We start from the raw sequence: 26,574 nt of genomic DNA, 5'->3' as shown, positions 1-26,574 counted from the left end.
ATGTCGCAGCGATGCAACTGGGTAAAAACGGAAGCGGACGCTCACTATCACGATACCGAGTGGGGCGTGCCGTCGCACGACGACCGTCACCTGTTCGAAATGCTGATCCTCGAAGGCGCGCAGGCCGGGCTGTCGTGGTCGACGATCCTGAACAAGCGCGCCGGCTACCGCGAGGCCTTCGCCGATTTCGACGTCGACGCCGTCGCGCGCTTCACGCCGAAGCGCATCGAGAAGCTGCTGGAGGATCCGGGCATCGTGCGCAACCGCGCGAAGGTGGAAGCCGCGGTCGTCAATGCGCGCGCCGTGCAGCGGATCCGCGACGAACACGGATCGTTCGCGCAATTCCTGTGGTCGTTCGTCGATCACACGCCGATCCAGAATGCATGGCAGTCGTATCGCGACGCACCCGCGTCGACCGAGCGCTCCGACGCGCTCAGCAAGGCGCTGAAGGCGTACGGCTGCAAGTTCGTCGGCTCGACGATCTGCTATGCGCTGATGCAGGCGACCGGCATGGTCAACGATCACGAGGCGGGCTGCCCGTGCCACGCGCAATGCGCGGCGCTCGCCGGCAAGCAGCCGGCGCGGCGGCGCAAGGCCGGGTGACGACGGCGCGCCTGCGCCCGCCGCCCGTTTCACTCACCGCACGGCCCGGGATGCGCCCGGCACGCCCGGCCGCGCGCTCCGGCCGGCTCGCACGCGTGCACTGCGTTTTTTTACCCAGATGCAGATGCCCGTCACGCTCAGCATCGCGATGACGATCCCGAGCACGCTCACCGCGATGCGGCCCGCGACGCCGGCGATCCGCCCGGAATGCAACGGAAACTGCGCCTGCATGAACAGGTCGCCGGCCGATCCGCGGCCCGGCACCTGCGCGGCGACGGGCTGCCCGGTCACCGCGTCCCAGTAGAGCCACGCGTTGCCGAGCCCGACATCGCCGTGGTCGTTGCCGGGCGCGAAGAACCCGACCGCATAGACATTCATCGCCGGCGCGAACAGCAGCGCGCCGGGCGGCGCCGCGATCCCCGCCGCACGTCCGGCCGAGCGCGCGAGTTCGACGATCCGCGCGCGCGGCAGCACCTTGCTGCCCGGCGGCGCAGGCGGGAAATGCTCCGGATTGGTGTAAGGCGTCTCGGCCAGCGGCGAAAACAGCGACACGAGCGGGCGCACGACCGGATTGCCGAGGTTCATCGAGATCGACGTGACCGCGACGACCAGCAGCAGCCCCCACACCCACACACCGCCCGAGCGATGCAGGTCGAACACCAGCGGATAGCCGCCGCGCCGCACGCGAAACGCGAACGACTTGCGCCAGCTTTTCAGGTTCGGAAACGCGAGCACCAGCGCGATCAGGCTGTCGACCGCCCACACGATGCCGACGACGCCCATTACCCAGAACCCGAAGTTCACGCCGCCGTACACGGGCAGGAACAGCGAGTAATGCAGCCGGTAGAGGAACGGCATCAGGTCGAGTCGCGCCAGCGACAGCGCGCCCCACTCGCGTCGCCCCTGTACGGCGCCCGTCGCCGGATCGACCGCGATCTGGTTGAAATCGAGCGGATGCGGCTGGCCGGTCGCGGGATCGACGCGCGGCATCACGCCCGCCTGCAGCGTATGCCCCGGCTCAACGGCGAGCGGCAGGTAGCTCACCTGCACGCGCGGGTCGGCGGCTTCGATGCGATCCGCGAGCGCGAGCGGATCGAGCGGCTTCGCGCCGCTGTGCGCGACATAGAAATCCGGATTCAGCGCGGCATCGAGTTCGTGATCCCACGCAATCACGGCACCGGTCAGCCCGGCGACGAACAGAAACAACGCGGTGGCGAGGCCGAACCAGCGGTGCAGGCGGACGAATAGCGGTCGCACGAACGCCTTCATCGCGGGCACGCAGAAACGGAAGCGGGCCGGCTCGAAAGGCGGCCCGGGATGAACGAACGGACAGGGATCATCGGTGTCGGGCGTTGCGCGACAAGCTCCTGCCGACGCGGCGCGCGGGCCGGATGCCCTTGCGCGCGGCATGGAATTGTTGCGCGTGGTGCGGGTTTTGATACGATGCGCGACATTTTAACGCAATGCGAATGATTCTTACTCGCATTTTTATTCGACACCATGACCGCCCGTCTCGTCCACCCTCCGTTCCGTCCGCGCCAGCTGGCCGCGGCCCTCGCCTGTCTCGCCGCGTCGCTCGCCCACGCGGACGACACGCCCGCCGATTCGACCACGCTGCCGCCCCTGAACATCACGGCCGCGCACGACTCGCCGCAGCACCTGACCGACGAGATCTCGACCGGCGCGCTCGGCACGCGCCGCCAGCTCGACACGCCGTTCTCGACGACGATCGTCACGTCGGAAGAACTCGAGGCGCGCCAGCCATACAAGCTCGGCGACGTGTTCGCGAACGACGCATCCGTCTCCGACAACAGCGGCGCGTACAGCGCGTGGGCCAGCTACATGACCGTGCGCGGCATGCAGCTCGACTGGCAGAACGGCTACAAGATCGACGGGCTGCCGTTCATCTCGTACGGCATCACGATGCCTTACGAGCAGCTCGAACGCGTCGAGCTGCTGAAAGGGCTCGGCGGTTTTCTGTATGGCTTCGTGACGCCCGGCGGCGTCGTCAACTACGTGACGAAGCAGCCGACGGCCGAACCGGTGCGCAGCGTCGACGTCGGCTATCGCAGCACCGGCGTGTGGAGCGAGCACGTCGATCTCGGCCAGCGCTTCGGGCCGGACAACATGTTCGGCGCGCGCCTCAACGCGACGCATGAAGAAGGCAAGACGTACAACGACGGCAACCTCCGTCGCGACACCGTGTCGCTCGCGCTGCAGGCGAACCTCACGCGCGACCTGTCGGTGACGTTCGGCGCGCTGTACCAGGAGCGCCGCGCGTCCGGCCAGACGCCGTCGCTGTTCGTCGGCGGCTATCCGGGCGGCGCGCTGCCCGCGACGATCAGCGGCGGCACGACGAACCTCGGCGGCAAGGACCAGTACCTGAACACGAACCTGCAGCTCTACACGGCCGGCCTGCAGTACCAGCTCGCGCCGGACTGGCAGCTCGACGTCGCGTACAGCTACAGCAAGTCGAGACGCGACCGCAACGAAAGCACGCTGTCGCTGGAGAATGCGGCCGGCGACTACTCGGACAGCCGCTACGTCGGGATGGAGGACAACCGCTTCAGCCAGTGGCGCGCGATGGTCGAGGGCAAGGTGCGCACCGGTCCGTTCAGCCACCAGATCGTGCTCGGCGCGTCGTGGCAGAAGCAGACCAACGACTATTCGGCGAACAGCGTGTACGTGCCGCTCGGCACCGGCAATCTCTATTCGCCGAATCCGTACCGCTACGCGAGCCCGCACGGCTTCGTCCAGTACCGCACGAGCGAGATCACGCAGAAATCGCTGTTCGCGAGCGACACCGTGCAGCTCACCGAGCGCTGGTCGGTGCTCGCGGGGGTGCGCTACATGAACTACGAACAGCGCTCGTTCGAGCCGAGCGGCGCGGAGGATCCCGGCTACAGCCAGAACGGCGTCGTGACGCCGACCTTCGCGGTGATGGTCAAGCTCGCGCCGACGACGACCGCCTATGCCAGCTACGCCGAATCGCTCGAGCCCGGCAGCCGCGTCGGCGACGTCTACGCGAACGCCGGTGAAGTGCTCAAACCCCTGCGCAGCAAGCAGTACGAACTCGGGATCAAGAGCGAGCACGCGCGCTGGAGCGCGACGGCCGCGCTGTTCCGCATCGAGCGCAGCGCCGAGTACGCGAATGCCGAGAACGTCTACGTGCAGGACGGCAAATCGATGATCCAGGGGCTCGAAGTCGGCGCGCGTGCGAAATTCGGCGCGCGCTGGACCGCGGGCGTCGACGCGATGGTGCTCGACACGTGGTATGCGAACGGGATCGGCAACAACGGCAACCGCGTCGCGGGCGCGCCGCGCTTCGTGTTCGCGGGCGACCTCGGCTATGCGGTGCCGGGCGTGCCAGGCCTGACGCTCGGCGTCGACGCGAAATTCACGGGCGCGACACCGCTGCGCGCGGCGGGCGGCCTCGATGCGCCGGGCTTTCTCGTCGTCAACGCCGGCGCACGCTACCAGACGCGTATCGGCCGCCACAACCTGACGCTGCGCGCGTCGATCGACAACGTGCTGAACCGCCGGTACTGGGAATATCAGTACGCCGACTACGTGAAGCCGGGCGATCCGCGCACGGTGAGCGTGAGCGCGAAGGTCGATTTCTGATATTGGCGGGATGCCTGGCGGGGGTGGGAAGGCGGGCGTTCGGCGTGCGGCGGCGCCGCTGCCGAACGCGGCGCCTTACCGGTCGAAAGATGCCTGCCTTTTCCGGCTCGCTTTTCCCGGACCACAAAAGCAAAACGGCGGAGCGGCTTCTTTCGAAGCACGCTCCGCCGTTTCGCGGCGAACCGTCAGAAGCGCTTAGTGGAGCTTCTTCGGCAGCATCTGGCTGCGCAGGCGCTTGTGCAGGCGCTTGACGGCTGCTGCCTTCTTGCGCTTGCGGACTGCGGTCGGCTTTTCGTAAGACTGGCGCTCACGCAGTTCAGCGATCAGGCCATTTTTTTCGATAGCGCGACGAAAGCGGCGAATCGCCACTTCGAACGGCTCGTTTTCCTTCAGAAGAATCGTCGTCATGTCGTTCCTAAATTGCTTAAACGGTCAAAAACGTAGCGGCCAAGCGCCACGCACCGGCCATCCGGGCGTTCCCACAACAGGCGAAACGAGCGGAAATACGGCCTCGGAGGCCGGAAAAGAGAGGCGGAAAGCACCGCGAGTACGCTTCACAGCCGCGTGCAGCGCCGCGTTTGACTGCCAGCAGACATGCCGAAAACGGCAAAGGCGTGACAGAAATCTCAATTCAGCCCGCCATCATAGCAGGGAATCACAGACAAAACCACCCTTTTGTCGATTGCGCGTGCGCGCCTGCGCCACATCGCGCCTCGCCGGCCTTCCGCCCCTGTTTAATCGGGCCTCTTGCGGCGGGTCCGTCCGAAATGACAAAGAAGGACAAAAAATCGGGCCGAATCTCAACACGGCCCTCAAGTTTTGTTTTGGGGCGCCGAAATCCTGCTCTGAGGCGGCCAGCAATGAACGAGTGCTTCCGCCGACGCCAAAACGGCTTTCCAGGGCTTTCGGCTTAAACAGGAGAATTTCCATGCTCGGAATTAATAGCAACATCAACTCGCTGGTCGCTCAGCAAAACCTCAATGGCTCGCAGAACGCCCTGTCGCAGGCAATCACCCGCCTGTCGTCGGGCAAGCGCATCAACAGCGCGGCTGACGATGCAGCAGGCCTGGCGATCTCGACCCGCATGCAGACGCAGATCAACGGCCTGAACCAGGGCGTGTCGAACGCGAACGACGGCGTGTCGATGATCCAGACCGCAACGAGCGGCCTGTCGCAGATCACGTCGAGCCTGCAGCGTATCCGCCAGCTCGCGGTGCAGGCTTCGAGCGGCTCGCTGTCCACCAGCGACCAGCAAGCGCTGCAACAGGAAGTCACGCAGCAGATCGCCGAAGTGAACCGTATCGCGTCGCAGACAAACTACAACGGCAAGAACGTGCTCGACGGTTCGGCTGGCAACATCAGCTTCCAGGTCGGTGCGAACGTCGGCCAGACGATCAACCTGAACCTGACGCAGAGCCTGTCGGCAGCCAGCCTTGGAACGGGCCTGCCCACCAAGGGCTCGACGCTGGGCCAGCTGACCGGGCTGAGCCTCGACAGCAGCGGTGCAGCAACGACTGGGTCTGCAACGCCGGCCGTCACGACCATCAATATCCTTGCCGACGGCAAGGGTGGCTTCCAGTTCACCGACCAGAACAATCAGGCACTGAGCTCGACCGCTGTTACGAACCTGTTCGGCAGCACGACGGCCGGTTCGGGTACGGCGCTGGCACTCACGGCAGCAGCGGGTGGCGCACTGGGTACGATCACTAGCGTTCCGGCGGCAGCGTCCGCCGCAACGACAAGCTCGGTCAACGCGATCAACACCGCCAACGCTGGAAACGGCTCGACCGTAGCCGGCCGCGCGACTGCCGGCACCGTGCTTGGCACTGTGACCGGTCTCAGCCTGGATTCGAACGGCGGCTACATTGCGCCGAACGAATCGGGTGCGACTATCACGTCGATCTCCGTGCTGTCGGACGGCGCTGGCGGCTTCACGTTCAAGGACCAGAACGGCAACGCACTGTCGAACACCGGCAACGTCATCACCAACGTGTTCAGCATCAACGCTGCGACGACAACGGCCGGCGCGTCACTTACGCTGAATGGCACCATCGGCACCGCTACCACGAACGCAACGACCCAAGGCCTCGCTTCGCAGAGCTCAATCAACTCGGCCAACCTGGCCAACGTGCCGCCGCGCGTCGCCGACATCGACATCAGCACGACGGCCGGCGCTAACCAGGCGATGGAATCGATCGACAACGCACTGGCCACGGTGAACAACATCCAGGCGTCCCTCGGCGCCGCGCAAAACCGCTTCACCGCGATCAGCACCACGCAGCAAGCCCAGGCCACCAACCTGTCGCAAGCCCAGTCGCAAATCCAGGACGCGAACTTCGCGCAGGAAACCGCGAACCTGAGCAAAGCACAGGTGCTGCAGCAAGCCGGCATCTCGGTGCTCGCGCAAGCGAACTCGCTGCCGCAGCAGGTCCTGAAGCTCCTGCAGTAATCGCTTCCCGCCGTCACGCCCGGGGCATCGCGCAGATCATCGCGCGGCGCCCCGGGCGCTTTGGCGTCCGCGAATCGATAACCGGCTGCATCGCAACAGACCCACGCCGTCACGCAACACGCAACCGATAACCACACACATCGCTCGTCCGGGGCACGGAGCCATCATATGTCCACCGTCAACACCAACACGACCAGCGCCAGCGCGAACAGCGCGCTTCAGCAGGCCGCGCAGTCGATCATCAGCGGCTCGACCGGCAATTCGACGATGGACGTCAACTCCCTCGTGACGGCGCTCGTGAACGCGAAAACCGCCGGCCAGACCTCCGCCCTCACCGCGCGGCAGACCAGCGACAACACCCAGATTTCCGCGTACGGCACGCTGTCGTCCGCACTAAGCGCGCTGCAGGCCGGCCTGACGACGCTCACCAACGGCACGCTGCAAAGCACCTTCACCGCGACGGCCAGCGGCAACGGCCTCACCGCGACGGCCGGCCAGGGCGCGGTCGCCGGCACCTACAACGTGAACGTGAGCCGGATCGCGTCCGCGCAGGCGCTGTCGTCGGCCGGCTTTACCGACCCGACCAAGGGCCTCGGCAGCGGCACGCTCGCACTGTCGCTCGGCAGCCAGTCGTTCTCCGTCAACATCGACAGCTCGAACAACACGGTGGCCGGCATCGCGGCCGCGATCAACGGCGCGTCGGGCAACCCCGGCATCACCGCAACGGTCGTCACCGGCACCGACGGCGCCCACCTCGTGCTGAGCTCGTCGACGACCGGCGCGGCAAACACGATCAGCGTCGAAGTCAGCAACCTGAGCGGCGACGCCGGGCTGTCGAATCTCGGCGTCAAGTCGGTGCCCGGCCAGAACGGCGGCCCGTCGACCTACACGTCCGCAAACAGCAACGCCGCGTGGTCGCAGAGCACGCCCGGCCAGGACGCCGCGTTCACGATCAACAACATCAGCGCGACGAGTTCGACCAACACGGTGACGTCGGCGATCGCCGGCGTCACGCTGAACCTGACGTCCGCCGCGGTCGGCGACGCACAGGCGCAAACGCTGACGATCGCGCCCGACACGAAGTCGCAGGCAACGGCGATCAACAACTTCGTGAGCCTCTACAACACGCTCGTCACGACGATGGGCACGCTCACCCAGTTCACGGCCGGCGCGACGACGCAAGGCCCGCTGCTCGGCGACTCGACGCTGAACACGGTCAAGAACACGCTTGCGTCGCTCGTCACGACCGGCGTGAAGAGCGGCAACTCGACGCTTACGCTTTCGTCGATCGGCATCACGCTGCAGGCCGACGGCACGCTGCAAACCGACAGCACCAAGCTGAACGCCGCGCTGCAGAGCAACCCGGCGAGCGTCGCGGCGCTGTTCAATTCGACCAACGGCGTCGGCGCGAAGATGTCGACGGCGATCACCAATTTCACGAAGACGGGCGGCCTGATCGACCTGCGGACGACCGCGCTCAATGCCGACCTGAAGAGCATCGCGCAGCAGCAGTCGAACCTGTCGGATTACGCGACCCAGCTGACGAACCAGTACCAGGCGCAATTCACCGCGCTCAATACGCTGATGGCGACGATGAACAACAATTCGCAGTACCTGACGCAGTTGTTCGGCGGCCAGAACAGCGCCGGCGCGCTGTCGAACAACAAGTAAGCGGCACGGACGGAGCGAACCATGGACCAGCATCAACTGATCGGGCGGCTGAACGCGCTCACCGACGACATCGAGCATGCCGCATCGATGGCCGACTGGGCGGAAGCCGCGCGTCTCTCGGAAGTCCGCTCGCCGCTCGTGATGGCGCTGACGGCAAACCAGCCACCGGAAGGTCTCGCCGCGATTCGCCGCATCCAGGCCAGCAACGAGCGGATCTTCGCCGAAGCGCATCTCGCGCAGCGCGAGCTCGCCGACGAATATCACGCGGCGATGGGCCGTGTGCAGGCGGTCGGCGAATACCACGACATGGCGCGCCTGTAACGCTGCCCGGCGCGCCGCCCCAGGCCGCGCGCCAGACAAGGACAACAACCACTACACGCCGAAGTGAGGGCGTGCTCGTTCGCCTCGATGCCCGCCTTGTGCGGGCATTTTTTGGTTCATCGCAGAAAACCGTGGAGGGTTTTCGAGCGATTGCATAATGTGACACCTGATTCTAAGGATGTCGGAGGAGGCAATTGCTCGATCGAAAGGCACTTCAGGCACTGGGCTGCTGGACCGGCTATCGGTTGGAGCGTGTGGAATGGCCGCAAGGAGAAAAGCGCACGCTATCGCTGCATTTGAAGCCGGTCAGCAAGGTGATGTACTGCGAGCAATGCGGTGCGCGGTGCAATCAAATCCACGAGACGATAGTTCGCCGCGTGCGCGATCTGCCGCTGTTCGAGTACCGAGTAGTGCTGCACGTCCCCCGCCGCCGGGTCTGGTGCGAACGCTGCGGCGGTCCACGGCTGGAGAAACTGGCGTGGCTGGGCCGTTACCAGCGAGTGACGGAGCGATTTGCCAAGGCCTGCGAGAAACTGCTGCAAGCAGCCAGCGTGCAGGCAGTGGCGACCTTCTACGATCTGGGCTGGCACACGGTCAAATCGATCGACAAGATGCGCTTGCAAGCGCGTGTGGCTGAGCCGGACTGGTCGACGATCCGTTATCTTGCGATGGACGAGTTTGCACTCCATAAAGGCCATCGATATGCCACGGTGGTGGTCGATCCGATCGGCCGGCAGGTGCTTTGGATTGGATCGGGACGCTCACGCGAGACGGCCCGCGCCTTCTTCGAGCAGCTTCCTGAGGGTGTCGCCGAGCGCATCGAAGCAGTCGCGATCGACATGACCACGGCCTACGAGCTGGAAATCAAGGCGCAGTGTCCGCAGGCCGAGGTGGTCTACGACCTGTTCCACGTCGTGGCCAAGTACGGGCGCGAAGTGATCGATCGGGTGCGAGTGGATCAGGCCAATCAGTTACGCCATGACCGGCCGGCCCGCAAGGTATTGAAATCCAGTCGCTGGCTGCTGCTGCGCAACCGCCACAACCTGAAGCCCGAGCAGTCCGTGCATCTGAAGGAACTGCTGGCTGCCAATCAGCCGTTGCTGTGCGTCTACGTGCTACGCGACGAACTCAAACGGCTCTGGTTCTACCGAAAGCCTGCCTGGGCGGAAAAGGCCTGGGAACACTGGATCGAACAAGCCCGGCAAAGCGGGATTGCCGCGCTACAACTGTTCGCGCAGCGCCTGCAGGGGTACTGGCACGGAATCCTCGCCCGCTGCCGCCATCCGCTCAATACCAGCGTCGTCGAAGGCATCAACAACACCATCAAGGTCATCAAGCGTCGGGCCTACGGGTACCGCGACGAGGAATACTTCTTCCTCAAAATCCGCGCCGCGTTCCCCGGTAATCCTCGATGAACCCATTTTTTTGTCCGTCCGATTTAGCGGATGATGCGGCTCCCGGCGCGCATCGACACATCACTCGCGATCCGCAGCGCCTCAACCCCGCCCCCTCAACTACTCGACGAACACCCGCCGCAACTCGACCCGCACGAACTGGAACTGCACGAACTCGACGACGAGCAGCTCGACCCGATATCGCTGCTCGAGTCGCTGCCTGACGACGAGCCGGTCGATCCGCCCGTACGCATCGCGGCCGCCATCAGCGGCGGCGGCTCCATCAACGCGCTCGCATGCATCGCCCACGCGGTGCCGGCCAGCGCGCCCGCACCGAACAGCGCGGTGGCCCACAGCAAATCGTCCGGCGTGCTGCGTTCGTCATGGCGATCGTTGCGGTGCGCGTCGAGCGTCGCCTGCCCGCCGACCGACAGGCCGCCGCGCCCGAAGCCCGTCAGACGCTCCGCGATGATGCCGTAGGCGATCGCGAACGCGGCCATGCTGATGCCGAGCAGCAGCACCGGCCGCCCGCGACTGAGCCCGACCGCGAGCTTCGCGATGCCCGTACCCAGCACGGCCAGCACGATCGCGCGCGCCGCCAGCCGCGCCGTGCGCATCTCGCCCGGCGCCCAAAGCCAGTCGCGCCGGCGCACGGCATCCGCGTATTTGGCCGCGCGAGGCGCAAGAAGCTGGCGGAACGCGCCGAAGCTCGCCTCGCCGCCCGGTTGCGCGGCCAGCCATTCGCATTCGTCCGCGTAGTCGCCGGCGCGTGCCGGATCGATGAGCTTCACGCGCGCGCCCAGCCGTCCGGCCGTCCGCAGGTCGATCGCGCCCGCCTGGATCAGCGACAGCGTCATCACCTGCACGACCCGCGTCTGTTCGCCCGCGATATACGCGACCTGCTCGGCGCTCAGGTCCGGCATCGCTTCGCGCGTGAATACGCGCCTGCGCCGGCAGCGGTATTCGATCTGCTGCAGGCCGACGATCAGCAGCAGCGCGACGACGCAGGTCGGGATATAGAACGCGAGGAACTGCGGCCCCGTGTAGTCCAGCACATTGAGATCCCGCGCGGACGCGCAGGTCGCGGCGACGCTTGCGGCAGCCGCCGGCCACGCCAGCTTCGGCAGACGGTTGCGCCAGCTGTGGCGCATCGCGGGCGCTGCCGCGTCGCCCTCGCCCGGCTCGCGTGCGGTCGGACCGCCGTCCGCGCGCGACGATCCGGCGTCGGCACGCGAATGCGCGGGACTCGCGGGACGCGGCCAGATCGATTCGGGCGGCTCGCAGCCGAACAGCCGGCGATAGCTGTCGAGCGTGTCGCGATAGCGCTGCTCGTACACGAGCGCCTCGTCCGGCGCGCCGGTGCCCGGCATGTGATGCAGCCGCGCCCGCAACACGTCGGCACAGAACACGTCCCAGTATTCGAGCGTGTATTGCAGATGGAGATGCCATGCGGCATCGACGGCGATCGACGGCGTGACCGGATGCCCGGCCGTCTGCGCAAGGAACGCGAAACGCTTGTATTCGTCGATCACGGCCAGCGCGTGGTCGTGCGACCAGCCTTCGGCCTCGGCGAGACGCCGGCTATACGGCAGCAGCGCATGCGGATCGTCGGGGGAATAGGCGTTCAAGCGCGCGAGCAGCGCCTGCTGCGAGTCGGCCGACATGTCGCCGGCGATCGGGGAAGACGGAACGGAGGCCATCGGCGTGGGCGCGATGCGCGGACGGCCGCCGCGATCGTCGCTTGAGTTGTCGTTGCGGGCGATTCTCGCACAACGCGTTCATACAACGGCGATGCGCGTCGGACGACGCCGGGCCGCAAGCGCGCGCGCCGCCCGCCCTCAGAACATCAACTGCCCCGGCGCGATATCGAGCGCGGCCGCGATCTTCTTGCGCATCGACTTGCGCAGTTTGTGACGCTTCTCCCGCTTCGTGTAGACCGCCCGGCTGATGCCGAGCCGCTGCGCGACTTCAGCGCGCGTCAGGCCGAGATACTCGCGCCACGCGCGCACCGGCGTACTGCCGTCGAACACGGAGCGAGTGACGACTTCGGGCGGAATTACCTTGCGCGCGTTGTCCCGCTGCGCGATGTAGTCGGCGTACGGAATCACGACGAAAGCCGGCTCGCCGTCCGGCCCGTTGATGTACTGAATCGGGGTAGGTGTGCTCATCCGGTCACCATCGTGCTGGGTTCGACCAACGCAACTGCTTCACTCTCGGACGATCGCGCGTTCACGCCTCGCTGCAATGCGGCCGACGATGCATTTCAGTGCGGTGGAAACGACGGTGCGGAGAACCCGCTGAAAGCCTGATCAGGCTGTTTGGCGCGCCCGGCTGGGATCGAACCAGCAACCCCTGCCTTCGGAGGGCAGTACTCTATCCATTGAGCTACGGGCGCCTGTGACAGTGAAGCGACCCCAATAAACAGATCACCCACATTTGACAAGACGGCAAGGATACCCTGTTTCCCATGACGCGTCCACCTCGCCCGTGGAATCCCCGCCGGGCCGGGCTGCGTGCGGGTAAACACGCGCCATCGCGGCGCTCGCCGTGATGTAAACGTTCCGTCTATAATCGTCCGTGCTTCATTGGACTGCCATTTTGCCGTTGCACCGCGCTCACAATTCCTAATCACGGAGACGAGGCAAGCATGAGCGAAGCACCCCACGAATCTCCCGTCAAAACCCCCAGGCAGCTGATTGCCGTCATCATCGCGTCGTTCGCGATTCCGATCGCCCTCATCGTCCTGTTCGCCACCTACGCGAACCACGCGTTCCGTTCGGGCGCCGGCACGGACGCACTGTCCGACGAGCAGGTCGCCAGACGCATCGCGCCGATCGCGCAGGTCGACGTGAAGGACGCCAACGCGCCCCGCACCTACAAGACGGGCGAGCAGGTGTACAAGGCCGTCTGCGTGACGTGCCACGGCACGGGCGCCGCAGGCGCGCCGAAGTTCGGCAACAAGGACGACTGGGCGCCGCGCATCTCGCAAGGCTTCGACACACTGCTGAAGACGGCCCTCGCCGGCAAGGGCGCGATGCCGCCGCGCGGCGGCACGAGCCCCGACGACGTCAGCGACTACGAGATCGCCCGCGCGATCGTCTACATGGCGAACAACGACGGCGCGAACTTCCCCGAGCCGGCGGCACCGGCCGCCAACGCGCCGCAGGCCGCAAGCGGCGCGGCAGGCGCCTCGGGCGCGGCCGATGCCGCAAGCGCGCAGATCGCCGCCGCGCAGGCCGCGATCGCCGCGATCCCGAAGGCCGGCGAGCAGCCCGCGGCCGCGCCGACGAGCGCCGACGCCGCATCGGCCGGCAAGGCGCTCTACACGCAGGTCTGCCAGGCCTGCCACGCCGCCGGCGTGCTCGGCGCACCGAAGTTCGGCAGCAAGGAAGACTGGGCGCCGCGCCTGAAGGACTCGATGGACACGGTCTACAACTACGCGCTGCACGGCAAGGGCGCGATGCCGCCGAAGGGCGGGTCGAACGCGTCGGACGCCGACGTGAAGGCCGCCGTCGACTACATGGTCAACGCGGCGAAGTAAGCGCAGCAGGCCAACGCCCCGTAGAAAACCCCCGCGACGCTCCTGCATCGCGGGGGTTTCGTTTTGGCTTTGCCGGGCCGCGCCATCGCGCGCCGGTTCTCGCCGCCGCATCCGTTCAATGCCCGCCCGGCGGCACCGCTAACGCGTCACTTCTGCAGCAACGCCTTCAGGCTCGCGAGCCGGTCCTTCGGCGACATCGGCGCCTCTTCCGGCGTGGGCGGCGGCGCATCGTCGAGGCCCATCTCGGGGATGAACCGCGACGGCTCGCACACGACCGTCTCGCGCGCCCGCTTGCGCTTCTTGCACCAGTTCAGATGCAGGCTGCGCTGCGCGCGCGTGATCGCGACGTACATCAGCCGGCGCTCCTCCTCGATCCGCTCGCTGTCGATCGGGCCGTCGTCTTCGCTGCCGCCGCGGTGCGGCATGATGCCCTCCTCGACGCCGACCAGGAACACGTGCGGATACTCGAGCCCCTTCGACGCATGGACGGTCGACAGCCGCACCGCGTCCGGATCCTCGTCCTTGCCTTCGAGCATCGACATCAGCGCGACGGTCTGGATCAGGCCAAGCAGGTTCTTGCCCGTATCGCCGAGCCCGTCCGCGTTGTGGAAGCCCTCGGCCTCGCCGTCGACGGCCTCGGCCGCCTCGGGCTTGGTGCCCTTGCGCTTCAGCCATTCGAGGAATTCGAGCACGTTCTGCCATTTCGACTGCGCCTGGCGCTCGTCGAACGCGTCGTACAGGTAGGCCTCGTAGTGGATCGCCTCCATCATGTCGTCGAGCACGACGGTCGCGGGCTCCTTGTCGGCGCGATCGGTCAGGCGCTGGATGAAGTCGCAGAACATCCGCAGCGGCTCGATCTGGCGCGCGGACAGCCGCGCCTCGATGCCGCCCATGTACACGGCCTCGAACAGCGACACCTTCGCCTGCCCCGCGAACGAGCCGAGCGCCTCGAGCGTCGTGTTGCCGATCCCGCGGCGCGGCGTCGTGACCGCGCGGATGAACGCGGGATCGTCGTCGGCGTTCGCGATCAGCCGCAGGTACGCGCACAGATCCTTGATCTCGGCCTTGTCGAAGAACGACTGGCCGCCCGACAGCACGTACGGGATCCGCTCGCGCCGCAGCACCTGCTCGAAGATCCGCGCCTGGAAGTTGCCGCGATACAGGATCGCGTAGTCGCGGAACTGCGCGCGCCGCTCGAACTTGTGCGCGGACAGGCGGAACACGACCGATTCGGCCTCGTGCTCCTCGTCGTTGCAGGGCGTGACGGTGATCGAATCGCCCATCCCGTGCTCGGACCACAGCTTCTTCTCGAACAGCTTCGGGTTGTTCGCGATCACGTTGTTCGCCGCGGTCAGGATCCGCACCGTCGAGCGGTAGTTCTGCTCGAGCTTGATCACGTGCAGCTTCGGGAAATCCTTGCCGAGCTGCGCGAGGTTTTCCAGCGTCGCGCCGCGCCAGCCGTAGATCGCCTGATCGTCGTCGCCGACCGCCGTGAACGCCGCGCGCGGGCCCGCGAGCAGCTTCAGCAGTTCGTACTGGCACGCGTTGGTGTCCTGATACTCGTCGATCAGCAGGTAGCGCAGCTTGTTCTGCCAGCGGTCGCGCACCTGCTCGTTCTTCGCGAACAGCTCGGTCGGCAGGCGGATCAGGTCGTCGAAGTCGACGGCCTGGTACGCGTGCAGCGTCGCGACGTAGTTGCGGTACACGAGCGCGGCCTGGTGCTCGTCCTCGTTCGCGGCGATCGTCATCGCCTCCTCGGGCGTGACGAGGCCGTTCTTCCACAGCGAGATGATGTTCTGGATCTTGCGGATCAGCCCCTTGTCGGTGGTGCCGATCTGCTCCTGGATCATCCCGAAGCAGTCGTCCGAATCCATGATCGAGAACTGCGGCTTCAGGCCGACGTGCTCGGCTTCCTGGCGCAGGATCTGCACGCCGAGCGAGTGGAACGTGCAGACGGTGAGCTGGTTGACGGGCACCTTGCGGCCTTCCTTGCCGGGCGTGGTGAGCGTCTTGCCCTCGAGCAGCTTCGACACGCGCTCGCGCATCTCGGCGGCCGCCTTGTTCGTGAACGTGACGGCGGCGATATGGCGGGGCTCGAAGCCTTTCGCTTCGATCAGGTGCGCGATCTTCTGCGTGATCACTCGGGTCTTGCCGCTGCCCGCGCCGGCGAGCACGAGGCAGGGACCGTCGAGGTAGCGCACCGCTTCGTTCTGAGCGGGATTGAGGCCTGCGGACATGATGGCGGATGGTGTTGCGGTTGACGGCGGAACGCCGGGAGGATGCCGTGCGCGGCGGGCCTGCGAAGCAGGCGGACGCGCGGGCAGGACGCGCATGTTAACACGTCGGCGGCACGCGTTTCGTGAACGCCGCCGGACGGCGCGGCGCACGCATCGGGCCCCGTGCGCGCCGCGCCTCACCCCTGGCCGGACGGCCAATCCGGCCCCGCGTCGGCGCGAATCGGCCACAATAGGCGCTCGTCGGCCCGGCAGGTGCGCCGGGCCCGGATCAACCGTCGCCGGATCGACACCATGGGATACCCGTTCGCTACTGCCGCCCTCGGCCCGCTGCTGTTCGCGCAGGGGCGCTACGTGCGTCGCGTCACGCCGCGGCTGCCCGAGGCGGCCGGCCCGCGCAGCGGGGAAGCCGGCGACGGCCCGCCGCTGCGCGTGCTGGTGCTCGGCGATTCGGCGGCCGCGGGCGTCGGCGTCGCGACGCAGTCCGACGCGCTGGCCGGGCAACTGGCGCGCGCGCTGGCGGCCACCCATCGCGTCAGCTGGAAACTGCTCGCGCGCACCGGCCTGACGACGCAGGATCTCGTCGACTGGCTCGCCGCCGAGCCGGCCGAGCCGTTCGACGTGGCGGTCACGTCGCTCGGCGTCAACGACGTGACGGGCGGCGTGTCGCCGGCCCGCTGGCTGGCGGCGCAGGCCGCGCTCGTCGGCCTGCTCGCCGCGCGCTTCCAGGTCGGGCACGCGGTGCTGTCGGCGGTGCCGCCGATGGAGCGCTTTCCGGCGCTGCCGCAGCCGCTCGCGTGGTATCTCGGCCTGCGCGCGAAGCGCCTCAACGCGGCCCTCGCGGGTTGGGTCGCGACGCAGCCGCACTGCACGTTCCTGCGGGTCACGCTGCCGCTCGAGCGCCACTTGATGGCCGCGGACGGCTTCCATCCCGCCGCGGCGGCATGCGCGGCCTGGGCCGGGCAGGTCGCGGCCGCGTTGCGGCAGCGGGCCGCCGCATGACGCGGCGTGGCGCGCGTGCGCGGGCCGTTCGTCGCGCGACGGGCCGGGCGGCGGCGCGCGCGATGCGGCCGGATGCGCGCAAAATGCCGGCGCTGACCGCGCATGCGCCGCGACGCCATGTGCATTTCGCCAGACCGGCCGGTGCGCACCGCGCCGCCGTGCCAAAATAGCCGGTCGTCATCGCGCCGTTACGGCGCGCCGTCCTTTCGTTTCGTTCGTAGCCAGGGATTGCCATGTCGTCATTGCTCAGGATTGGTCTGATGGGTTTTGGTTTCGCCGGTGCGACGTTCCACGCGCCGGTGATCGCGGCGAGCGGCCGCACGGAAGTCGCCGCGATCGCGACGGGGCAGCCCGATCGCGCCCGCGCCGCCTATCCCGGCGCGCGCGTCGTCGCCGATCTCGATACGCTGCTCGGCCTCGACGACATCGAGTGCGTGGTGATCGCCACACCGAACGACACGCACTTCGCGCTCGCGCGCCAGGTGCTCGAAGCAGGCCGCCACGTTGTCGTCGACAAGCCGGTCACGCTCACCGCCGACGAGGCGCTCGCGCTCGCGCGGCTCGCCAATGCGCGCAGCCGCCTGTTCGCGCCGTTCCACAATCGTCGCTGGGACGGCGATTTCCTGACCGTGCGCCGCATCGTCGAAGCGGGCGAGCTCGGCCGGCTCACCGCGTTCGTCTCGCACTTCGACCGCTTCCGGCCGACGCCGCGCACGCGCTGGCGCGAGGAGCCGGCGCGCGGCGGCGGCCTGCTGCTCGACCTCGGCCCGCACCTGATCGACCAGGCGCTCGCGCTGTTCGGCCTGCCCGACACCGTCAGCGCGACCGTCAAGACGCGCCGCGACAACGGTGCGGCGCCCGACTTCGTGCACCTGCTGCTCGGCTATCCGGACAAGGACGTCACGCTGCACGCGAGCGCGCTGTCGGCGATCGAGCCTGCGCGCTTCACGCTGCACGGCACGCGCGGCAGCTACCAGAAGTTCGGGCTCGACACGCAGGAAGACCAGCTGAAGGCCGGCCTGACGCCGGACGATGTCGAATTCGGCGGCGGCAACCCGCCCGGCCTGCTGCGCGTGCTCGACGGCGAAGTCGAGCTCGAACGCCCGGTGCCGACGCTCGACGGCCAGTATGCGGAGTTCTATCGCGCGCTCGCCGCGTCGATCCGCGACGGCGCGCCGTTCCCGATTACGCCGCAGGACGCCGTCGACGTGATGACGATCATCGAGCTCGCCGCGCAGAGCGAACACGAAGGCCGCCGGCTGCCGTTCGTGCGCCGCACGGTCTGAGCGAACGCCGGTCGCGGCCGGCCGCCTGCGAATCCCGCAGGCCGTCGCCGGCCCGTCCGGCGGCGCGGGCGCGCCCATCCCGAACATTCCGTTACAAATGGCGCGGAACGAAAGTCAGCGGCCGACCGGTCTGACGCGTTTCTCAAAAAGTCGATCCGACACCCAAACCGTCAGGAGAATGTGATGCAACGGTTGATTCGCGCGGCAGCATGCTGCGCCCTGGTTTCCTCGCTCGCGGCGTGTATCGTGCAGCCGCAGCAACCGGTCCGGCCGCCGCCGCCGCGGCCGAATCCGCAAGTGGTCGCGAACGAGCGGATGCAACAGATCCAGGGCCGGATCGACAACCTGCATCGCCGGATCGACGCCCGCGTCAACGGCGGCTACTACCCGCCGCCGTACGGCGCGCAGCTGCACCATCGCCTCGACGTGATCCGCCAGGAATCGAACGACATGTCGGCGCAGCACGGCGGCGGCCTGTCCGGCGACGAGCAGCGCGTGCTGAACCAGGAACTCGACACGGCCGCGCGCGCGATCGGCGAGTAAGGCCGGCGCTCGCCGGCGACGAAAAAAGCGGCGGCGCCCTGCCGCCGCTTGTCGCGAAGCGACATTCTTTTGCCCAAATTGACAAGGCCGGGCCGCTCGCGTACAGTCGCCCGCACGCGTCGGGAGAGCGTGTGACCGCGTTGTTGAACGCCGGTCGCGCCGCCGAAGGGGCACACCCGCAAACTCTCAGGCAAAAGGACCGACCGCGTCGGGGAACGCCGTCCGCGCATTGCGCGGGCCGCACTCCCCGCACTCTGGAGAGCGGCAGTAGCCCGCTGCGCCGATGCGGCGCGGGCAGGCTGCCCACCGAAGGGGCGCGCGTTCGCCGGGCTTTGCCCGCAGCGCAATCTCTCAGGTATCGAGGACAGAGGGGCATGTACAGGATCGCTCGCCGGCTCGCGGCCGCGGCGGTCGGCACATGGCCGTTCTGATCCGCGCGCAAGCGCCTTGCCTGAGGCCTCGATGACTGCACTGAAACATACCCCGCTCAACGCCGCGCACCGCGCGCTCAATGCCCGCATGGTCGACTTCGGCGGCTGGGACATGCCCGTCAACTACGGCTCGCAGATCGAAGAACACGAAGCCGTGCGCACCGACGCCGGCATGTTCGACGTGTCGCACATGTGCGTCGTCGATTTCACCGGCAGCCGCGTGCGCGCCTTCTTCGAGCACGCGATCGCGAACAACGTCGGCAAGCTCAAGACGCCCGGCAAGGCGCTCTACTCGTGCCTGCTCAATCCGCAGGGCGGCGTCATCGACGACCTGATCGTCTATTACTTCACCGAAGACTTCTTCCGCGTCGTCGTCAATGCCGGCACCGCCGACAAGGACATCGCGTGGTTCAACCAGCTCAACGAACAGGGCGGCTACGGCGTGACGATCGCGCCGCGCCGCGATTTCGCGATCGTCGCCGTGCAGGGCCCGAACGCCCGTGAAAAGACCTGGACGACGATTCCGGCCGCGCGCGCCGCGACGAGCGAGCTGAAGCCGTTCAACGCCGCGCAGGTCGCCGGCACGCCGTTCGGCGACCTCACCGTCGCGCGCACCGGCTACACGGGCGAGGACGGCTTCGAGATCATCGTCCCGGCCGTACACGTCGAGGCGCTGTGGAACGCGCTGCAGCAAAACGGCGTGCGCCCGTGCGGGCTCGGCGCGCGCGACACGCTGCGCCTCGAGGCCGGCATGAACCTGTACGGCCAGGACATGGACGACACCGTCTCGCCGCTCGACGCGGGCCTCGCGTGGACGGTCGACCTGTCGGCGCCGCGCGACTTCGTCGGCCGCGCCGCGCTCGAGCGCGACGGCTCGCGCGCCGCGTTCGTCGGCCTGATCCTGCAGAAGGAAAACGGCAAGGCGGGCGGCGTGCTGCGCGCGCACCAGAAGGTCGTCACGCCGCACGGCGAAGGCGAGATCACGAGCGGCACGTTCTCGCCGTCGATGCAGGAATCGATCGCGTTTGCGCGCGTGCCGGCGGCCGTCCAGGTCGGCGACACGGTCCATGTGCAGATTCGTGACAAGCAACTTCCCGCGCGCGTGGTAAAACTGCCGTTCGTGCGCAACGGCAAGGTCCTCGCTGCGTAACGACCGGGAGGCCGCCTCCCGGCAAGCCGGGAGATGGCGCCCGGCGAACCTTACATCCGGCGCGTCCGCGCGGCGCGCCAGCAGAACGAATCACACACTTTTATCCAGGAGCATCCGATGAGCAACGTCCCGGCCGATCTGAAGTACACCGACGAACACGAGTGGATCCGCACCGAAGCAGACGGCACGCTGACGGTCGGCATCACCGATCACGCGCAGAGCACGCTCGGCGACATCGTCTTCCTCGAACTGCCGGAAGTCGGCAAGCAGGTGACGGCGGGCGACGCGGTCGGCGTCGTCGAGTCGGTGAAGGCGGCATCCGACATCTACTCGCCGGTGTCCGGCGAAGTCGTCGCGATCAACGAAGCCATCGTCGACACGCCCGACGCAGTCAACAGCGACGCCTACGCGAGCTGGCTGTTCAAGATCAAGCTCGCGGACGGCGCATCGACCGACAAGCTGATCGACGCCGCAGCCTACGGCAAGCTGATCGACTGACTTTATTCCCCGAACTGCGCGGAGCCGGCCGTCCGGTCCCGCGCGCGACCGGCGCTGGCGCCAGCGCCGGTCGACCGCACAGCATGGGGCCCGAACGCGCCGACGCGCGCCCTCGGGTCGACATAGGAACGCCATGAAGCTCGAACACCCGGACCGCCTGATGAACCGCACGCCCCTCTCGCTCGCCGCGCTCGAAACGCACGACGCGTTCGCCGAACGCCACATCGGCCCCGACGCCGCCAGCCAGCAGGCCATGCTCGACACGCTCGGCTTCGCGTCGCGCGCCGCGCTGATCGACGCCGTGATCCCGGCCTCGATCCGCCGCGCCGAAACGCTGCCGCTCGGCCCGTTCGCGCAGCCGAAGAGCGAGGCCGAAGCGCTCGCCGCACTGCGCGCGCTCGCGGACAAGAACCAGGTGTTCCGCTCCTATATCGGCCAGGGCTATTACGACACGCATACGCCGGCCGTGATCCTGCGCAACGTGCTCGAAAACCCGGCGTGGTACACGGCCTATACGCCGTACCAGCCCGAAATTTCCCAGGGTCGCCTCGAGGCGCTCCTGAACTTCCAGCAAATGGTGACCGACCTCACGGGCCTCGCGATCTCGAACGCGTCGCTGCTCGACGAGGCGACCGCCGCGGCCGAGGCGATGACGCTGCTGCAGCGCGCCGGCAAGCCGAAGTCGAACGTGTTCTACGTCGCCGACGACGTGCTGCCGCAAACGCTCGAAGTGATCCGCACGCGCGCGCTGCCGGTCGGCATCGAGGTCAAGACCGGCCCGGCCGCCGATGCCGCGCAGTCGAACGCGTTCGGCGTGCTGCTGCAATACCCGGGCGTGAACGGCGACGTGCGCGACTACCGCGCACTGACCGAAGCGATCCACGCGGCCGGCGGCCATGTCGTCGTCGCGGCCGACCTGCTCGCGCTGACCCTGCTGACGCCGCCCGGCGAATGGGGCGCGGACGTCGCGGTCGGCAACACGCAGCGCTTCGGCGTGCCGATGGGCTTCGGCGGCCCGCACGCCGCCTACATGGCCGTGCGCGACGAGTTCAAGCGCCAGATGCCGGGCCGCCTCGTCGGCGTGACCGTCGACGCGCAGGGCAAGCCCGCGCTGCGCCTCGCGCTGCAGACGCGCGAGCAGCACATCCGCCGCGAGAAGGCGACGTCGAACGTCTGCACCGCGCAGGCGCTGCTCGCGATCATGGCAAGCATGTACGCGGTCTACCACGGCCCGCACGGCCTGAAGACGATCGCGCTGCGCGTGAACCGCGTCGCGGCGCTGGTCGCCGCCGGCGTGAAGCAGCTCGGCTTCCCGATCGTCAACGACACCTTCTTCGACACGCTGACGATCGACACCGGCGCGCGCACCGCGCAGGTCCATCAGTTCGCCGCCGCGCAGCGCATCAACCTGCGCCGCGTCAGCGACACGCAGGTCGGCGTGTCGGTCGACGAAACGACGACGCGCGACGATCTCGCCGCGCTGCTCGCGGTCTTCGCGCAGGCGGCCGGCGGCACCGCGCCGTCCGTCGACGCGCTGGACGCGGGCCTCGGCGGCGACGCCGCGCTGCCGGCGGGCCTCGTGCGCACGAGCGCGTACCTGACGCACCACGTGTTCAACCGCCACCACTCCGAAACGGAAATGCTGCGCTACCTGCGCAGCCTGTCGGACAAGGATCTCGCGCTCGACCGCTCGATGATCCCGCTCGGCTCGTGCACGATGAAGCTGAATGCGACGTCGGAAATGCTGCCGGTCACGTGGCCCGAGTTCGGCCGCATTCACCCGTTCGCGCCGGCCGACCAGACCGTCGGCTACCGCGAGATGATCGACCAGCTCGAGCAGATGCTCGTCGCGGCCACCGGCTACGCGGCCGTGTCGCTGCAGCCGAACGCGGGCTCGCAGGGCGAGTACGCGGGCCTGCTGATCATCCATGCGTACCATGCGTCGCGCGGCGAAGGCCACCGCGACGTGTGCCTGATCCCGGCGTCCGCGCACGGCACCAACCCGGCGTCCGCGCACATGGCCGGCATGAAGGTCGTGGTCGTCGCGTGCGACGCGCAGGGCAACGTCGACATCGCCGACCTGAAGGCGAAGGCCGAGCAGCATTCGGCGAACCTCGCGGCGATCATGATCACCTATCCGTCGACGCACGGCGTGTTCGAGCAGAACGTGCGCGAGATCTGCGAGATCGTGCACGCGCACGGCGGCCAGGTGTACGTCGACGGCGCGAACATGAACGCGATGGTCGGCCTGACCGCGCCGGGCCAGTTCGGCGGCGACGTGTCGCACCTGAACCTGCACAAGACCTTCTGCATCCCGCACGGCGGCGGCGGCCCGGGCGTCGGCCCGGTCGCGGTCGGCGCGCATCTCGCGAAGTTCCTGCCGAACCAGCGTTCGACGGGCTACACGCGCGAGGAGCACGGCATCGGCGCAGTCTCGGCCGCGCCGTACGGCTCGGCGTCGATCCTGCCGATCTCGTGGATGTACATCGCGATGATGGGCGCGAAGAACCTGACCGCCGCGACCGAAACCGCGATCCTCAACGCGAACTACATCGCGAAGCGGCTCGCGCCGCACTATCCGGTGCTGTATTCGGGCCCGGGCGGGCTGGTTGCGCACGAATGCATTCTCGACCTGCGGCCGATCAAGGAGTCGAGCGGCATCAGCGTCGACGACGTCGCGAAGCGCCTGATGGACTACGGCTTCCACGCGCCGACGATGAGCTTCCCGGTGCCGGGCACGCTGATGGTCGAGCCGACCGAATCGGAATCGCAGGAAGAACTCGACCGCTTCATCGCCGCGATGATCGCGATCCGCGACGAAATCCGTGCGGTCGAGGAAGGCCGCGCCGATCGCGAGGACAATCCGCTGCGTCACGCGCCGCATACGGCCGCCGTCGTCACCGCGAACGAGTGGCCGCACGCGTACACGCGCGAGCAGGCCGCGTACCCGGTCGCGTCGCTCGGCACGAACAAGTACTGGCCGCCGGTCGGCCGCGCGGACAACGCCTATGGCGACCGCAACCTGTTCTGCGCCTGCGTGCCGATGTCGGACTACGCGTAACGCGCGCGGCGCCGTCCGATGGCGCACGACACCGCACGCAACCCCGCGTTGCGTGCGGTTTTTGCATTTGACGCCGATCCCGTTCACGCTCGTCCCCCAATCCGGCTAACATCACACGCGATCCAGCCAATGAAGGAGTTCCGCATGGTGCGTCCGATGTTTCCGGGCCATGTCGACAGGCCAGCGCGGCGGCGCGTGCCCGCACGCCGTTTCGTGCCGACGTTCGTCGCGTCGCTGTCGTTCGCCGCTGCCGGCTTCGGCGCGGCCGGCAGCGCGCACGCGGCGATGAATTTCTGTGCGGCGCCCGCGCTGCAGGCCAGCGAGACGACGCAGGCCGAACCCGGCGTGCAGGCGCTGATCCGCAGCGTCGACGCGCGCCTCGGCGAGCAGCCGAAGGCGATGGCGCGCGTGCATACCGAAGGCACGCTGCCGCACCAGGGCATCTACGACCAGAGCGCCGACGCGCTGAAGGACATGGAGCTGATGCGCGACGCCGCGCTCGCGTGGCGCGTGACCAACGCGCCGCGCTACCTGCAGCTCGTCGACCGCTTCCTGTCGGCGTGGGTCGCGACCTACCAGCCGAGCTTCAATCCGATCGACGAGACGCGCTTCGAAAGCCTGATCCTCGCGTACGACATGACGGCGAGCGCGCTGCCGGTGAAGACGCGCAACGCGGCGTCCGCATTCATCGCGAAACTCGGCGCCGGCTATGTCGCGCAGATCGACGCGCAGAAGCGCCCGCTCACCGGCACCTGGCGCAACAACTGGCAGAGCCACCGGATCAAGCTGATCGCGCTGTCGGCGTTCACGCTCGGCGACCGCAAGATGATGAACGCCGCGCAGCGGCTGTTCGTCGAGCATCTGGCCGACAACATCGGCCCGGACGGCACGACCTGGGACTTCGAGGAACGCGACGCGCTGCACTATGCCGTCTACGATCTGCAGCCGCTCGTGACGGCCGCGCTCGCCGCGCGCCGCTTCAACCGCAACTGGCTGCGCGAGCGCGGTGCGAACGGCGCGACGCTCGCGGCCGCGCTCGACTGGCTGGTGCCGTACGCGCGCGGCGAGAAGACGCACGAGGAATTCGTGCACTCGCCGGTGCCGTTCGACGCCCAGCGCCGCGAGGCCGGGCTGCCGGGCTACACGGGACAGTGGGACCCGAAAAACGCCACCGAACTCTTTCATCTGGCCGCGCGGCTCGACGGGCGCTACGCCCGCGTCGCGCAGCAGCTTTCCCCAACGCCGCCCGCATGGCTCGCCGCGTGCCTGCCATTGCAGGCGCGCTAGCACTACTCTTACAGCAAGGCAGGAATCCAAATGGCAGTCAGCGTGTTTGACCTCTTCAAGATCGGCATCGGCCCGTCCAGCTCGCATACGGTCGGACCGATGCGCGCGGCGCTGATGTTCGTCCAGGGCCTCGAGCGCGACGGGCTGCTCGACGCGACCGCGCAGGTGAAGGTCGAGCTGTACGGCTCGCTCGGCGCGACCGGCAAGGGTCACGGCACCGACCGCGGCGTGATGCTCGGCCTGCTCGGCGACGCGCCCGACACCGTCGATCCGGACACCATCGATGCGCGACTCGAAGCCGTGCGTACCTCGAAGCAGCTCGCGCTGCTCGGCACGCACCCGGTGCCGTTCGTGCTGAAGGACAACATCGCGTTCTACCGGCAGGCGCTGCCCGAGCATCCGAACGGCATGAAGCTGCGCGCGAGCGACGCGAACGGCGCGGTGCTGGTCGAACGCACGTACCTGTCGGTCGGCGGCGGCTTCGTCGTGACGGCCGGCGCGCCGAACACGAAGGTGCTGAGCGCGGCCGAGCAGATGACGCACCCGTTCCGCACCGGTGCGGAGCTGCTTGCGCTGACCGAGTCGACCGGCAAGTCGATCGCGCAGCTGATGTGGGAGAACGAGCGCGCGTGGCACACCGAGCAGGAGACGCGCGACGGGCTGCTGAAGATCTGGGCGGTGATGCAGTCGTGCGTGTCGCGCGGCTGCGGGATCGGCAACCCGGACGCCGACGGCAACCTGCCCGGCCCGTTCCAGGTCAAGCGCCGCGCGCCGCAGCTGTATCGCGCGCTGACCGGCAATCCGGAGCGCGCGCTGCAGGATCCGCTGTCGATGGTCGACTGGATCAACCTGTATGCGATCGCGGTCAACGAGGAGAACGCGGCCGGCGGGCGCGTGGTCACCGCGCCGACCAACGGCGCGGCCGGCATCATCCCGGCCGTGCTGCACTACTACACGCGCTTCACGCCCGGCGCGAACGAACAGGGCGTGATCGACTTCCTGCTGACGGCCGCGGCGATCGGCATCCTGTACAAGCTCAACGCGTCCATTTCGGGCGCGGAAGTCGGCTGCCAGGGCGAAGTGGGCGTCGCCTGCTCGATGGCGGCCGGCGCGCTCGCGGCGGTGCTCGGCGGCACGCCGCGCCAGGTCGAGAACGCGGCCGAGATCGGCATGGAGCACAACCTCGGCCTCACCTGCGACCCGGTCGGCGGGATGGTGCAGATCCCGTGCATCGAGCGCAACGCGATGGCGTCGGTGAAGGCCGTCAACGCGGCGCGCATGGCGCTGCGCGGCGACGGCTCGCACTACGTGTCGCTCGATTCGGTGATCAAGACGATGCGCGAGACGGGCGCCGACATGAAGACGAAGTACAAGGAAACGTCGCGCGGCGGGCTGGCGGTGAATATCGTCGAGTGCTGAGCGTCGGCGGTCACCGCCGCTCGACCCGGCCGCGCGATACGCGCCCGCTTTCCATCGGCG

General features: G+C 67.9%; 20 protein-coding genes, 1 tRNA gene and 2 riboswitches. Of the genes, 15 read left to right on the top strand and 6 right to left on the bottom strand.

The features are described 5' to 3' along the window. On the top strand, nt 1-603 hold the full coding sequence (locus WS57_RS13805; RefSeq protein ID WP_069244418.1) for a DNA-3-methyladenine glycosylase I: 603 nt from the start codon (nt 1-3) through the stop codon (nt 601-603). 33 nt (nt 604-636) lie between these two features. Here the strand turns inward: WS57_RS13805 and WS57_RS13800 are convergent, their stop codons facing one another. After that, the gene (locus WS57_RS13800; protein WP_069244417.1) at nt 637-1,872 is read right to left on the bottom strand and encodes a PepSY-associated TM helix domain-containing protein; all 1,236 of its coding nucleotides are present in this window, start codon (nt 1,870-1,872) and stop codon (nt 637-639) included. A gap of 231 nt (nt 1,873-2,103) precedes the next feature. On the opposite strand from WS57_RS13800, the gene WS57_RS13795 reads away from it, so the two are divergent. Then, nucleotides 2,104-4,227 (top strand): TonB-dependent siderophore receptor, encoded by a 2,124-nt coding sequence (locus WS57_RS13795; RefSeq protein WP_009693882.1) that lies wholly within the window; start codon nt 2,104-2,106, stop codon nt 4,225-4,227. A 195-nt stretch (nt 4,228-4,422) separates the two neighbouring features. On the opposite strand, the gene rpsU is transcribed toward WS57_RS13795, so the two are convergent. Continuing rightward, nucleotides 4,423-4,635, bottom strand: a complete 213-nt coding sequence (gene rpsU / locus WS57_RS13790) for a 30S ribosomal protein S21 (protein WP_006401410.1) — start codon at nt 4,633-4,635, stop codon at nt 4,423-4,425. Between the two features lie 520 nt (nt 4,636-5,155). Here rpsU and WS57_RS13785 point away from each other — a divergent pair. From WS57_RS13785 to WS57_RS13770, 4 genes are all read left to right on the top strand, one after another. Then, nucleotides 5,156-6,676 carry a flagellin gene (locus WS57_RS13785; protein WP_009693881.1) on the top strand — a complete coding sequence of 507 codons (1,521 nt, stop codon included), beginning with the start codon at nt 5,156-5,158 and terminating at the stop codon, nt 6,674-6,676. 168 nt (nt 6,677-6,844) lie between these two features. Further along, nucleotides 6,845-8,347, top strand: a complete 1,503-nt coding sequence (fliD, locus tag WS57_RS13780; RefSeq protein ID WP_059478173.1) for a flagellar filament capping protein FliD — start codon at nt 6,845-6,847, stop codon at nt 8,345-8,347. 21 nt (nt 8,348-8,368) lie between these two features. Continuing rightward, the gene (locus WS57_RS13775) at nt 8,369-8,668 is read left to right on the top strand and encodes a flagellar protein FliT (protein ID WP_059603560.1); all 300 of its coding nucleotides are present in this window, start codon (nt 8,369-8,371) and stop codon (nt 8,666-8,668) included. Between the two features lie 194 nt (nt 8,669-8,862). Further along, nucleotides 8,863-10,083: an ISL3 family transposase gene (locus WS57_RS13770; protein WP_069243695.1), complete on the top strand. Its 1,221-nt coding sequence runs from the start codon at nt 8,863-8,865 to the stop codon at nt 10,081-10,083. A 95-nt stretch (nt 10,084-10,178) separates the two neighbouring features. Here the strand turns inward: WS57_RS13770 and WS57_RS13765 are convergent, their stop codons facing one another. From WS57_RS13765 to WS57_RS13755, 3 genes are all read right to left on the bottom strand, one after another. Continuing rightward, nucleotides 10,179-11,726, bottom strand: a complete 1,548-nt coding sequence (locus WS57_RS13765; RefSeq protein WP_069244416.1) for a TIGR04222 domain-containing membrane protein — start codon at nt 11,724-11,726, stop codon at nt 10,179-10,181. A 174-nt stretch (nt 11,727-11,900) separates the two neighbouring features. Next, nucleotides 11,901-12,230 (bottom strand): helix-turn-helix domain-containing protein, encoded by a 330-nt coding sequence (locus tag WS57_RS13760; protein ID WP_009693876.1) that lies wholly within the window; start codon nt 12,228-12,230, stop codon nt 11,901-11,903. Nucleotides 12,231-12,381: 151 nt separating this feature from the next. Continuing rightward, a tRNA-Arg gene (locus WS57_RS13755) sits at nt 12,382-12,457 on the bottom strand. A gap of 252 nt (nt 12,458-12,709) precedes the next feature. Here WS57_RS13755 and WS57_RS13750 point away from each other — a divergent pair. Then, nucleotides 12,710-13,603 (top strand): c-type cytochrome, encoded by an 894-nt coding sequence (locus tag WS57_RS13750; RefSeq protein ID WP_040126416.1) that lies wholly within the window; start codon nt 12,710-12,712, stop codon nt 13,601-13,603. 146 nt (nt 13,604-13,749) lie between these two features. Here the strand turns inward: WS57_RS13750 and WS57_RS13745 are convergent, their stop codons facing one another. Beyond that, nucleotides 13,750-15,840, bottom strand: coding sequence for a UvrD-helicase domain-containing protein (locus WS57_RS13745; protein WP_009690799.1), 2,091 nt, complete (start codon nt 15,838-15,840; stop codon nt 13,750-13,752). 291 nt (nt 15,841-16,131) lie between these two features. Here WS57_RS13745 and WS57_RS13740 point away from each other — a divergent pair, with 291 nt between their 5' ends. From WS57_RS13740 to WS57_RS13705, 8 genes are all read left to right on the top strand, one after another. Next, nucleotides 16,132-16,839: an SGNH/GDSL hydrolase family protein gene (locus tag WS57_RS13740; protein ID WP_069244415.1), complete on the top strand. Its 708-nt coding sequence runs from the start codon at nt 16,132-16,134 to the stop codon at nt 16,837-16,839. 233 nt (nt 16,840-17,072) lie between these two features. Beyond that, nucleotides 17,073-18,125 carry an oxidoreductase gene (locus WS57_RS13735; RefSeq protein ID WP_040126413.1) on the top strand — a complete coding sequence of 351 codons (1,053 nt, stop codon included), beginning with the start codon at nt 17,073-17,075 and terminating at the stop codon, nt 18,123-18,125. A gap of 183 nt (nt 18,126-18,308) precedes the next feature. After that, nucleotides 18,309-18,668, top strand: coding sequence for a hypothetical protein (locus WS57_RS13730; protein ID WP_040126412.1), 360 nt, complete (start codon nt 18,309-18,311; stop codon nt 18,666-18,668). Between the two features lie 110 nt (nt 18,669-18,778). Continuing rightward, nucleotides 18,779-18,881: riboswitch (glycine riboswitch) on the top strand. 31 nt (nt 18,882-18,912) lie between these two features. Further along, nucleotides 18,913-19,046: riboswitch (glycine riboswitch) on the top strand. Nucleotides 19,047-19,130: 84 nt separating this feature from the next. Next, complete coding sequence (gene gcvT, locus WS57_RS13725; RefSeq protein ID WP_009694338.1) at nt 19,131-20,249, top strand: glycine cleavage system aminomethyltransferase GcvT; 1,119 nt, start codon at nt 19,131-19,133, stop codon at nt 20,247-20,249. Between the two features lie 117 nt (nt 20,250-20,366). Next, nucleotides 20,367-20,747, top strand: coding sequence for a glycine cleavage system protein GcvH (gcvH, locus tag WS57_RS13720; protein WP_009694337.1), 381 nt, complete (start codon nt 20,367-20,369; stop codon nt 20,745-20,747). A 133-nt stretch (nt 20,748-20,880) separates the two neighbouring features. Next, nucleotides 20,881-23,808, top strand: coding sequence for an aminomethyl-transferring glycine dehydrogenase (gene gcvP / locus WS57_RS13715; protein WP_059603669.1), 2,928 nt, complete (start codon nt 20,881-20,883; stop codon nt 23,806-23,808). Nucleotides 23,809-23,952: 144 nt separating this feature from the next. Further along, nucleotides 23,953-25,095, top strand: coding sequence for an alginate lyase family protein (locus tag WS57_RS13710; RefSeq protein ID WP_040128681.1), 1,143 nt, complete (start codon nt 23,953-23,955; stop codon nt 25,093-25,095). 30 nt (nt 25,096-25,125) lie between these two features. Next, nucleotides 25,126-26,514, top strand: coding sequence for an L-serine ammonia-lyase (locus tag WS57_RS13705; protein ID WP_040126410.1), 1,389 nt, complete (start codon nt 25,126-25,128; stop codon nt 26,512-26,514). The last annotated feature ends 60 nt before the right edge of the window (nt 26,515-26,574 follow it).

This window comes from Burkholderia pseudomultivorans, assembly GCF_001718415.1.
Taxonomy (GTDB): domain Bacteria; phylum Pseudomonadota; class Gammaproteobacteria; order Burkholderiales; family Burkholderiaceae; genus Burkholderia; species Burkholderia pseudomultivorans_A.
Note: the sequence above shows the minus strand (reverse complement) of the source record. Positions and strands in the feature narration are given on the sequence as shown.